The following is an 11316-nucleotide window of genomic DNA, read 5'->3' on the forward strand; positions in this document are numbered from 1 at the left end:
ACACCACGTGGTTTTTCGAAACCTTCGTGCTGACGCCCTATCTCTCTGGCTATCAGCCGTTCGATGGCGCGTTCAATTATTGCTTCAATTCCTACTACGAGCATCAAGGGCCACGGCAGCCGAGGCCACAGCGGGGACTTCTGTCGCGACCCGCACTCGATCGCATTCTCGCCTATCGCGAACATGTGGATCTGGCGTTGGCGCAGCTCCTCGCTGAACGACCTGACCCATCTGCGGAGTGGGCGCGCCGGATCGACGTCGGGATCCATCACGAACAGCAGCATCAGGAGCTGATCCTCACCGACATTCTCTCCCTGTTCGCCGCCAATCCGTTGAGGCCGGCGTACCGCGCCGCTGGCGCGAGATCTCCAGGCGCTCGGCGGGAGCCGGCGCGCTGGCTGGAATTTTCAGGCGGCGTCTTCCGGATCGGCCAAGCAGGAGGCGGCTTTGCATGGGACAATGAACAACCCTGTCACGATGCGTTGATTCAACCTTTCCGCCTCGCCGACCGCCTGGTCACGAACGGCGAATGGTTGGAGTTCATCGCCGACGGCGGTTACGAGACGCCGACCCTATGGCTTTCGGACGGCTGGGCGGCGGTCAATCGCGAAGGCTGGAACGCGCCGCTCTACTGGGAACGGCGGGACGGCGACTGGCTTGAGATGTCGCTCGAAGGACTGCGGCCGCTCAGCCCCGACGCGCCGGTTGCGCATATGAGCTACTACGAAGCCGACGCCTTCGCGCGCTGGTCGGGCGGGCGGCTGCCGACCGAATTCGAATGGGAGGTCGCGGCGGCGACAGCGCCGAGACAGGGCAATTTTCTTGAAACCGGCGCGTTGCGTCCCCTGTCTGCCGAAGCCGCGCCGACCGACGCGCCGCGCCAGATGTTCGGCGACGTCTGGGAATGGACGCAGAGCGCCTATCTGCCCTATCCCGGCTATCGCGCCGCCAAAGGCGCGCTGGGAGAATACAACGGCAAATTCATGGTCGGTCAGCACGTGTTGCGCGGCGGCTCCTGCGCAACGCCGTCGGACCACATCCGCGCGAGCTACAGGAACTTTTTCTATCCCAACCAGCGTTGGCAATTCATGGGCCTGCGTCTCGCTTCGGAGGTCGGCTGATGTCAGAGGCGACACAACGTTCGGCGCCGCGTGCGCAGCATGCGGACGCATTCGCCGCTTGCGTGTGGGAAGGCTTGTCGCGCCCGCGCAAGAGTCTTCCCTGTCGCTTCTTCTACGACGCCAAAGGCAGCGCGCTCTTCGAAGAGATTACGCAACAGCCGGAATACTATCCCACGAAAACCGAGGTTGCGATTCTCCACGCCCATGCGGAGCAGATCGTCGACGGCGCGCCTGACGAAGCCGTTCTCGTCGAATTCGGCTCCGGCTCGAGCATCAAGACGGAGCTCCTTCTTCAACGCGCGCGGCGGCTCTACGCCTATGCGCCGATCGATATTTCGCAGAGCGCGCTTCGAGACGCCACAATCCGGCTGTCGACGCGCTTTCCTGGGCTCAAGATACGTCCGACGCTGGCGGATTTTTCGCATCCGATCGAATTGCCGCCGGATCTGGCGGGTCGCCCGAAACTCGGATTTTTTCCCGGATCGACGATCGGCAATTTCAGCCCTGCAGACGCGACGGAGCTCCTGCGGGCGATGCGAGGAACGCTTTCCCCAGACGGCCGGCTGATCATCGGCGTCGATCTGAAGAAAGACGTTCGCCGGCTCATTCAGGCCTATGACGACGCGAATGGCGTCACCGCCCAATTCAACCTCAATCTCCTCGTGCGCATCAACCGCGAGCTCGGCGGGACTTTTGATCTTCAAACCTTCCGTCACGCAGCGATCTACGAGCCTCGAGAAGGACGCATCGAGATGCATCTCGTCAGCCTGATCGATCAGGACGTCTGGGTGAAGGGCCGAAAATTTCGCTTCCGCGCAGGAGAAACGATCCATACCGAAAACGCCTACAAATACACGATCGAAGAGTTTTCAAACATCGCGCGCAGCGCCGGCTGGACCCCTCTTCGCGTGTGGACGGATGACGAGCGCCTATTCAGCGTACACGAATTGGTCGCCGCCTGAGCGCTGTCCGGAAGTCGAAATGAGCAGCCGTAATGACGACGCACATGCGCGAAGACGATCCGCATCGCCACGCGCCGCTTGGCGCGAGACCTACGCCAGGCGCCGCCTCTGGGCTGCCGATACGCCTCTCGATCCGACCGTGGCTTTGCGCTACGCTCCCGTTCCATTCACAGATTTCGTTGCAGCAAGAAATGGAGGCCTAACATGAAGTATTCTCTGATACGCAGGCTCCTCGCCGAATTTCTCGGGACCTTCTGGCTCGTGCTCGGAGGCTGCGGCAGCGCGGTGATTTCAGCCGGCTTTCCCGAACTCGGCATTGGATTTCTCGGGGTGGCGTTCGCCTTCGGACTGACCGTGCTGACCGGCGCCTACGCCTTCGGCCCCATCTCCGGCGGTCATTTCAATCCGGCGGTGACGCTCGGCGTCGCAACGGCGGGACGCTTCCCCTGGCGGGAGGTCATCCCCTTCTGGGCGATCCAGGTTCTCGGCGCGACATTTGCCGCTTTCGTGCTGCTCATGATTGCTCAGGGCAACATTGATTTTTCGCTCGCCAACGGCTTCGCCGCGAACGGCTACGACGAACATTCGCCGAACGGCTACACATGGCAGTCCGGCCTACTGGCGGAAATCGTGCTGACCGCCTTTTTCCTGCTGGTCATTCTCGGAACAACCGAAGGCCGCGCGCCGATCGGCTTCGCGGCGATCGCCATCGGGCTAGCGCTCACGCTGATTCATCTCGTCGACATCCCGATCACCAACGCTTCCGTGAATCCGGCGCGCTCGACGAGCCAGGCGCTCTTCGTGGGCGGGTGGGCGCTCGAACAACTTTGGCTGTTCTGGGTCGCCCCGCTGCTCGGCGCGGTCATCGGAGGTCTTCTTCATCGCTTTGCGCTTGCTGACGACTGACCGCAGATATTTTCCGAACTGCCTGTAAAGGCGGCTTCTGCATTTCGTATGCGCGGCATCGACAGCCGCACGAAAGTGTCATTAGCGCTCCTCGAGCGCTAATGACGGTTCGCTATTTTCGTTCGTCTGCGCGTCCCCAAAAAACAGCGACCTGTCGCTTTCAAGCTTCTTGATGAGATCGCGCAACCGATCCGGAAGCGGCTCGCGAAGGACGTCATCGTAGGTCCGTCGCAACAAATCGCCAACTTGGTCGCCGACTTTTTGGTGGTGCACGCTGGACCGACGCATGTTGGCATCTCCACTCGTCAACAGAACATGCCGAGAGCGTCGACTTAGGTTGCGGCCATAATGTGGACAGACCGGCGCCGCGGACCTGCAACCGGAGTTTTGTAAAATTTATGGTAAATTTGACACATCTGCGCAGTGGTAACGCGATCGTCCAACACGCGGATAAATTCGCCCGCCGCGCGCATGGCCATTCGCAACGTAACAGTCTGGACATATTGGAGAAAAAAGGCGAAGGCGCGCTCATGCTACAGATGCCTCGCCACTCAACATTGGGAAGCGTAGCGAACGCCTGCTCCCCACTTCGCCAGGCGTGCGCTATCGACTTGGGGCGGGTCTTTCGAGACCCGCCTCTTTTCTCTTGCGCAGGTCTCTTGCGCAGTCTCATTCGACGCCTTTGCGGATCGCCGTCGAAACGCAAAAAGGGCGGCCCGCATATAGGGATGGCGCCGCCGACCATAGATGTTAAGTTAGCGCAACCTACAGCGGAACATCGTCTGCTTCCGGGGAGATTGCGCATGTGTCAGCTTTGTGGCTTCGCCGATATCGTTCATGGAAGCCAAATCCGGCGCAGGAGCTTCGTCTTCGGCGCGGCTGCGGCGGGCGCTCTGACGGCGATCCCGAGCGCGAACGCCAAGAGCCGCAAATCGAAGTCGAAGGAAACAAAAACGAGCAGCGCGCTGCCCAGGCCGCAGAATGTGATGACGCCTGACGAGGCGTTGGCGCGTCTCATGGAAGGGAATAAGCGGTATCAGCGAGGCATCGCGAAACGGCACGACTTCATCGCCGAACGCGAGGCGCTCGTCGGCGGACAAAATCCCTACGCTGCGATTCTCAGCTGCTCGGATTCGCGCATCGCCCCCGAATACGCGTTCGACAGTTCGCGCGGCGATCTGTTCGTGGTCCGCGTCGCCGGCAATGTTGCAAATCCCTATAACATCGCGAGCATGGAATACGCCGTCGAGGTGCTCAAGACGCCGCTCATTCTGGTGCTGTGTCACGAAGCCTGCGGCGCTGTGAAATCCACAATGTCTTCGATCCAGGACAACACGACTCTGCCTGGGCATCTTCCGTCGCTCGTCAACGCGATCGCCCCTGCGGTCAAAGCCGTCGAAGGCCGCCCGGGCGATCCGTTGGAGAACGCGACGACCGAAAACGCCCGGATGTGCGCCGAGACGCTGAAAACCGCGACCCCTCTGCTGAGCGCAGCGTCCAACGACAAGCGCGTCAAGATCGTGAGTGGAATCTACCGCCTTGGCGACGGCCGGGTCGAACTCCTTGCGTGAGATGGAGGCTTCGAGCCTGCGCGCGTCGCACGATCAAGCAAGAATCCGCCGATCGATCTGATCGACCGAAGAGACGCCGGTCAGCGTCATGGCCACGCGCATTTCTTTCGCGAAGATCTCAAGCATATTGTCGACGCCGGCCTGCCCTGCCGCAGCCAGCGCATATGCGGCGGCCCGGCCGAGCAGGACGCCTTTCGCGCCCAGCGCCAGCATGCGCACGACATCCAAGCCGGACCGCACGCCGGAATCGACGAAAATTTCAAGTTCGTTCCCGACGGCGTCCGCGATCGGCGGCAAGGCTTTGGCCGTCGACAACGCTCCGTCGAGCTGGCGCCCGCCATGGTTCGAAACGACGAGTCCGTCGGCTCCGAACCGGACAGCATAGCGCGCATCCTCAGGGTCCAATATGCCTTTGAGGATCAGCGGACCTTTCCAGAAATCGCGAATCCATTCCAGATCCGTCCAGGCGATCGAGGGATCGATGTTCCTGCCGAGCCAGCCGATGTAGTCCTGCAGTCCCGTCGCCTGGCCGAGATATTTCGAGATGTTGCCGAGTTCATGCGGTCGTCCTCTGATCCCGACGTCGAAGGCCCAGCCCGGTTTCGTCAACGCCTGCAGGATTCGCCGCTGACGGGCGAACGGCCCCGACAATCCCGAATGCGCGTCGCGATAGCGCGATCCGTGAACCGGCAGATCCACCGTAAAGACGAGAACTTCCACCCCGGCGCATTGTGCGCGCTCCAGCATGGACTGCATGAACCCGCGATCCTTGAGCACATAGAGCTGGAACCAGAGGGGCCGCGGAGATTGGGACGCGACCTCTTCCAGCGAACAGATCGAAAGCGTCGACACCGTATAGGGCACGCCCCGCTTTGCCGCTGCATGGGCGAGTTGAACCTCGCCGCGACGGGCCAACATGCCGCTCAGCCCCACGGGCGCCAGGATCACCGGAAGTTCTGAATGCTGACCGAACCACTCCGTTGCGAGGCTGAGATCCGAAACATTTTTCAACACGCGCTGTCTGAGATTCACGGCTCTCAAATCGGCGACATTGGCTCTGAGCGTGTCTTCGGCGTTCGCGCCGCCGTCAACATAATCGAACAGGAAGCGCGGCAGCCTGCGCTGCGCAGCCTTTCGATAATCCGACGTCGACGAAACGATCATGCGAGTCCCCCGGAGACGCGCCGACCCAAGATCCGCGCGCAAGGCGCGCCGGTCGAGGCCCGCGCGCGTCTGCTTTGATCGCAGCAGCGCGGCGCGCCGTCAAACGCGTCGATCGGCTTGAGACATGCGCAAGCTTTCTCAGCTCAAGAAGGTTGCGTTTGCGAATGGGCCGCGAAAGTCGATGCGTTCCGCCTCATGCAACGCGCGTCACGACCGTATCCCGAGGTCGAGCATGATTTTGGAGCAGATTCTGCACGAAGCCCAGTTTCTCTTTCACCACGGACGAAATCACGAAAGGATAGATATCCGGCTGGCCCATCGAACGGTTGATGTTGTTCAATGCAAAAGAGATGTCGAGCCAATTGTCGATCATCTCATTGATGTCGGGATAACTGTAGGGATCGAAGTCGACCCGCGCCGGCGAGCCGTCGTCCCGTCGCACCACCAGCCCGGCGCTCCGGCCCGTTTCGAGCGTATCCACGATATGGAGATAATGCGCGAACGTCTCCGCGAAATCTTCCCATGGATGACATGAGGCGTAAGCGCTGATGTGGTTCTGTCGCCAGTCCGCGGGCGGCCCGGCGTCGTAATGTCTCTTCAGCGCGGCGGAATAGTCTTCGCGTTCGTCGCCAAAGAGCGCGCGAAACGGCCCAAGGTGACGAGAGTTCGGCACGATCCTGTCCCAATAATAATGGCCGATCTCATGCCGGAAATGCCCCAGCAAAGTGCGGTAGGGCTCTCCCATTTCGTCGCGCATGCGCTCGCGCTCGGGATCGTCCGCTTCTTTCAAGGCGATCGTGATCAACCCCGAACTGTGGCCGGTGAGCACCGGCTTTTGTGAAGGCTCCTCCGCCAGGAAATCGAAGACCAGAGGCTCGCCGTCGTGATCGGACGCGTTCGGCGTTGGAAGATTCAATCTGATCAAACTGTAGAACAGCCGCCGTTTGGCGACCTCGACTTTCCGCCAGGCGGCATGGCGCTTGTCGTCGGACAGGTCCGGCACCGTTCGGTTGTGCTGGCAGGCGAGGCAATATTCGGAAGCGCCGCCTTTCTCCACCATCCAGTTGCAGCCGTGCAGCTCCCAGTTCTTGCAGAAGCGATATTCGCGCGTGCCGTCGGCCAGCGCGATCCATCCCGCGCCCGCCGGCTCGACGGCGGTCATCGCGCCTTGCGCCGGCAGATATCCGAGCTGATGTCCGCAGCTTTCGCATTTGGTGTTTTCAAAGAGTATGCTCTGGCGGCAAACCTGACACCGGAAGGCTTTCATTGGAGATCTTCCCGCGATCGACCTGCGGCGATAACTGCGCGCCGGGCGTAATGTTCCGGGGTCGCGCCGAGCGATGATCGCATGCGAAGGCGTCTTCAGGGGCTGTGGCCCGGCGCCGGCTCTTTGCGCAGGATCCATCCAGCCGCTAGGCTCTTTGCCGGAATTTCGCACAAAGCCGCCACTTTCTCGGCCCTTCAGATTGACACTTTGCGGGCTTGCCCAGCAAAACTCCGAAAATGGCCTTGCGCCAATTCGCGAGAAAATGGCGCTATCGAGAGGCGCTGGCTGAAGTGTCGATCCAAATCGCCCTCCATCACGTCACCCACTACAAATATGATCGCCCGGTCGGGCTCGGTCCGCAGATCGTTCGCCTGCGCCCCGCGCCGCATTGCCGCACGAAGGTCTCGGGCTATTCGCTCAAGATCGCGCCTTCGGAATATTTCATAAACTGGCAGCAGGACCCGCACGGCAACTGGCTGGCGCGTCTCGTATTTCCGGAAAAAGCCAACGAATTCAAGATCGAAGTCGACCTGCTGGCGGAGCTCGCAGTCTATAATCCGATTGATTTCTTCATCGAGCCTTACGCCGAAGACTTTCCCTTCATTTATCCTGAAGAACAGACGACTGAGCTTGCCGCCTATCTCGAGCCCGAAGACGTCGGACCTCTGACCGAAGCGTTTGTCCAAGGCCTTCCCAAGGAGAAGACGCGAACGGTCGATTTCCTCGTCGAGCTCAACGCGCGCCTGCACCGCAGCATTCGCTATGTCATTCGGATGGAGCCCGGCGTGCAGGCGCCGGAAGAGACTCTGTCGCTGGGGTCGGGTTCGTGCCGCGATTCCGCCTGGCTGCTCGTCCAGATCCTACGCAAGCTCGGCCTCGCGGCGCGCTTCGTCTCCGGCTATCTGATTCAGCTGAAGGCCGACGTCGATCCGATCGAAGGCCCGAAGGGAACGGATCACGACTTCACCGATCTGCACGCCTGGACGGAAGTTTTTCTGCCCGGCGCCGGTTGGGTCGGTCTCGATGCGACGTCGGGACTGTTTTGCGGGGAAGGCCATTTGCCGCTCTGCGGCGCGCCGCATTATCGCTCCGCCGCGCCCTTGTCGGGCCTTGTCGAGCCCGCTCAAGTCGAATTCGGCTTCGAGATGCGCGTCGACCGCATCAATGAGGCGCCGCGGATCACCGCGCCCTTCTCCGACGACGCATGGGGCCGCCTCGATGCGCTCGGCGAAAAGGTCGACGCCGATCTTGAATCGCTGGACGTCCGCCTCACCATGGGCGGCGAGCCGACATTCGTCTCCATCGACGATTTCGAGTCTCCCGAATGGAATACGGCGGCCACCGGCCCCACCAAGCGGGAGCGGGCGGACGATCTGATTCACAGGCTGCGCGCGCGCTTTGCGCCGAACGGTTTCCTGCACTACGGCCAGGGCAAATGGTATCCCGGCGAAAGCCTGCCGCGCTGGGCCTTCGGGCTCTACTGGCGCCGCGACGGCATGCCGATCTGGTCGCAGCCGCAGCTCATCGCCGATGTCGCCGCGCCGAAAGGCGCCACGACCGCCGACGCGGAAGTCTTCGTGCAGGACCTCGCGGAGCGGCTCGGTGTCGGCGCCGAACATGCGGTGCCGGCCTATGAGGATCCCGCACATTGGATGGTCAAGGAGAGCGTGCTCCCGATCAACGTCGATCCCTCCGATCCGAAGATCGACGATGCGGAGGAGCGCTCACGCATGATGCGGGTGTTCGAGCGCGGCCTGAGCAAGCCCACCGGCTTCGTGCTGCCGATCCAGCGCTGGAATGCGCGCGCCGACTCCCAGTCGCGTTGGACCTCCGAGAAATGGACGCTGCGCCGCGGAAAACTGTTCCTGGCGCCGGGCGATTCCCCGATCGGACTGCGGCTTCCCGTGGCGTCCTTGCCCAAGCTGCCAGAGGACGAATACCCCTATATCCATCCGCAGGACCCCTTCGAGCCGCGGGAGCCGCTGCCGGAGCCGGGATATTTCCGACGCATCCAGGGCGGCCAGCAAACCGGCGGCGGCCACGCGCGTCAGGACGTGCACGAACAGTCGCTTGTCGAGGGCGCCGTGCGGACCGCCTTCACGATTGAACCGCGCGACGGCCATCTGTGCGTCTTCATGCCGCCCGTCACGACGCTCGAGGACTATCTCGAACTGCTCGAGGCCGTCGAGGAGAGCGCCAAGGCGACGGGGCTGCCGCTCCACATTGAAGGCTATTCGCCGCCGAACGATCCGCGCCTTGAGGTGATCAAGGTGACGCCTGACCCCGGCGTCATCGAGGTCAACATTCATCCGGCGGCCACATGGCGGCAGGCCGTCGAAACCACCACCGCGCTCTATGAGGAGGCGCGTCAGGCGCGGCTGACGACCGCCAAATTCATGATCGATGGCCGGCAGATTGGCTCCGGCGGGGGCAACCATGTCGTGCTGGGAGGCGAATCCCCGGCCGACTCGCCCTTTCTGCGTCGCCCTGACCTGCTGAAAAGCCTCGTGCTGTACTGGCAGCGCCACCCTTCTCTGTCCTATCTGTTCTCCGGCCTGTTCATCGGCCCGACCAGCCAGTCGCCGCGAGTCGACGAGGCGCGGCACGATTCGCTCTATGAGCTGGAAATCGCACTGGCGCAGGTGCCCGCGCCCGATGAAGGCTATGTGCCGCCGTGGCTCGTCGACCGGCTATTCCGCAATCTGCTGGTCGACGTCGCCGGCAACACCCATCGCGCGGAAATCTGCATCGACAAGCTCTATTCGCCCGACGGCCCGACGGGGCGCCTCGGTCTCGTGGAGTTCCGCGCGTTCGAAATGCCTCCGGACGCCCGTATGAGCCTGGCGCAGCAGCTGTTGCTGCGCGCGCTCGTCGCATGGTTCTGGCGGGAGCCGCAGCATGGCGATCTGGTGCGCTGGGGAACGGCGTTGCATGACAAATTCATGCTCCCGCACTTCGTCTGGCGGGACTTCCTCGGGGTTCTCGACGACCTGCGGCGCGCCGGCTATCCCTTCGAGCCGGAATGGTTCGAAGCGCAGCGCGAATTCCGCTTTCCATTGGCCGGCGGCGTCGAGCACGGCGGCGTTCACCTCGAAATCCGCGGCGCGCTCGAGCCCTGGCATGTAATGGGCGAGGAAGGCGGGAACGGCGGCACGGTGCGCTATGTGGACTCTTCGCTCGAGCGCCTGCAGGTCAAGGCGAAGGGCCTCGTGCCCGGCCGCCATGTCATCGCCTGCAACGGACGCCGGGTCCCGATGACGGGCATTGGGGCGCCGGGAGAGGCGGTGGCGGGCGTGCGGTTCAAGGCCTGGCAGCCGCCGTCGGGACTGCATCCGACGCTGCCCGTCCATGCGCCGCTGACCTTCGACGTCATCGACTGCTGGAGCAACCGTTCGCTTGGGGGGTGCGTGTATCACGCCACCCACCCCGGGGGCCGCAATTACGACGCCTTCCCGGTGAACACTAATGAAGCCGAAGCGCGGCGATTGGCGCGCTTTCAGGATCATGGGCATACGCCCGGACCTGTCGATCCGCCGCGCGAGGAGCCGAGCCAGGAGTTTCCGCTGACGCTGGATCTTCGGAGGAGCATTGTCCGCTGAACGCCCGATCGAAGCGAATGAGGCGGCGCGGCGCGTTGCGGCCTGCGTCGCCGATTATGCGCCGGCGCACGGGGCGCCGGACGAGCTTCTCGATCGCGACGGACGTCTGCGCGCGCACTGGCGCCAATTCCTCGAATCGCTGACCTCGTTCGGCGCGGACGGCCTCGAGCAGCGCTTCGCCGCAGCCGCCCGCCGCATCGACGACATGGGCGTTTCTTATCGTGTTCACGGCGAAGCCAAAGAGCGCAGTTGGCCGCTGGGGCGCCTGCCGCTCCTGATCCCGGAGTCCGAATGGCGTGACATTGCGGCCGGCGTCGCGCAGCGGGCCGAACTTCTCGATCGGCTTCTGCACGATTTCTATGGCGAGGCCCGCCTTGTCGCCGAGGGCGCGCTGCCGGCCGCCGCCATCGCCGGCTCGCCGGACTTCATTCGGGCGATGTGCGGCGTTGCGCCGCCTGGCGGACGCTGGCTTCGCTTTTACGCCGCCGATCTCGGGCGCGGGCCGGACGGCGAATGGCGCGTGCTCGGCGATCGCGCGCAAGCGCCTTCAGGCGCCGGCTACGCCCTGGAAAATCGGCTTGTGCTGTCGCGCGCGCTCCCGAGCCTCTATCGAGAGATGAACGTCGAACGCCTGGCGCCGTTCTTTCGCGAGTTCCGCGCGAGCATTTCCCACGTCGCGCAGCGCATCGATCCGCGCATCTGTCTGCTGACCCCCGGCCCCTGGAG

Annotated in this window: 9 protein-coding genes; 6 read left to right on the forward strand and 3 right to left on the reverse strand. The window is 62.9% G+C overall.

Features of this window, described 5'->3' with window-relative positions; genetic code table 11:
* The 3 genes from egtB to aqpZ all read left to right on the forward strand — a co-directional run.
* The coding region (gene egtB, locus AB7F41_RS16310; RefSeq protein ID WP_428406695.1) for an ergothioneine biosynthesis protein EgtB at window positions 1–1121 on the forward strand (1121 nt) is incomplete at its 5' end.
* Window positions 1121–2083 (forward strand): L-histidine N(alpha)-methyltransferase, encoded by a 963-nt coding sequence (egtD, locus tag AB7F41_RS16315; RefSeq protein WP_428380040.1) that lies wholly within the window; start codon window positions 1121–1123, stop codon window positions 2081–2083. The genes egtB and egtD, both read left to right, overlap by 1 nt.
* A 216-nt stretch (window positions 2084–2299) precedes the next feature.
* Complete coding sequence (aqpZ, locus tag AB7F41_RS16320) at window positions 2300–2989, forward strand: aquaporin Z (protein WP_428380262.1); 690 nt, start codon at window positions 2300–2302, stop codon at window positions 2987–2989.
* Between the two features lie 81 nt (window positions 2990–3070).
* Here the strand turns inward: aqpZ and AB7F41_RS16325 are convergent, their stop codons facing one another.
* Window positions 3071–3277, reverse strand: a complete 207-nt coding sequence (locus tag AB7F41_RS16325; RefSeq protein WP_428380042.1) for a NepR family anti-sigma factor — start codon at window positions 3275–3277, stop codon at window positions 3071–3073.
* A 515-nt stretch (window positions 3278–3792) separates the two neighbouring features.
* Here AB7F41_RS16325 and AB7F41_RS16330 point away from each other — a divergent pair.
* Complete coding sequence (locus AB7F41_RS16330) at window positions 3793–4560, forward strand: carbonic anhydrase (RefSeq protein ID WP_428380043.1); 768 nt, start codon at window positions 3793–3795, stop codon at window positions 4558–4560.
* Window positions 4561–4593: 33 nt separating this feature from the next.
* Here the strand turns inward: AB7F41_RS16330 and lldD are convergent, their stop codons facing one another.
* Together lldD and AB7F41_RS16340 are read right to left on the reverse strand one after the other, a co-directional pair.
* Window positions 4594–5724 carry an FMN-dependent L-lactate dehydrogenase LldD gene (gene lldD / locus AB7F41_RS16335; RefSeq protein ID WP_428380045.1) on the reverse strand — a complete coding sequence of 377 codons (1131 nt, stop codon included), beginning with the start codon at window positions 5722–5724 and terminating at the stop codon, window positions 4594–4596.
* A 193-nt stretch (window positions 5725–5917) separates the two neighbouring features.
* A complete protein-coding gene (locus AB7F41_RS16340) occupies window positions 5918–6991 on the reverse strand; it encodes a zinc-binding metallopeptidase family protein (RefSeq protein ID WP_428380047.1) in 1074 nt (357 codons plus the stop codon).
* 290 nt (window positions 6992–7281) lie between these two features.
* On the opposite strand from AB7F41_RS16340, the gene AB7F41_RS16345 reads away from it, so the two are divergent.
* Window positions 7282–10590 carry a DUF2126 domain-containing protein gene (locus AB7F41_RS16345; RefSeq protein WP_428406696.1) on the forward strand — a complete coding sequence of 1103 codons (3309 nt, stop codon included), beginning with the start codon at window positions 7282–7284 and terminating at the stop codon, window positions 10588–10590.
* Window positions 10580–11316 (forward strand): circularly permuted type 2 ATP-grasp protein (locus AB7F41_RS16350; RefSeq protein WP_428406697.1); only part of this gene is annotated, 737 nt, incomplete at its 3' end. The genes AB7F41_RS16345 and AB7F41_RS16350, both read left to right, overlap by 11 nt.

It is taken from the genome of Methylocystis sp. (assembly GCF_050251305.1).
Lineage (GTDB): Bacteria > Pseudomonadota > Alphaproteobacteria > Rhizobiales > Beijerinckiaceae > Methylocystis.

What these genes read in the sequence shown, in the direction of transcription:
- egtD (WP_428380040.1), top strand. Translation starts at nt 1,121, where the DNA reads ATGTCAGAGGCGACACAACGTTCGGCGCCGCGTGCGCAGCATGCGGAC.
- AB7F41_RS16325 (WP_428380042.1), bottom strand. Translation starts at nt 3,277, where the DNA reads ATGCGTCGGTCCAGCGTGCACCACCAAAAAGTCGGCGACCAAGTTGGC.
- AB7F41_RS16330 (WP_428380043.1), top strand. Translation starts at nt 3,793, where the DNA reads ATGTGTCAGCTTTGTGGCTTCGCCGATATCGTTCATGGAAGCCAAATC.
- lldD (WP_428380045.1), bottom strand. Translation starts at nt 5,724, where the DNA reads ATGATCGTTTCGTCGACGTCGGATTATCGAAAGGCTGCGCAGCGCAGG.
- AB7F41_RS16340 (WP_428380047.1), bottom strand. Translation starts at nt 6,991, where the DNA reads ATGAAAGCCTTCCGGTGTCAGGTTTGCCGCCAGAGCATACTCTTTGAA.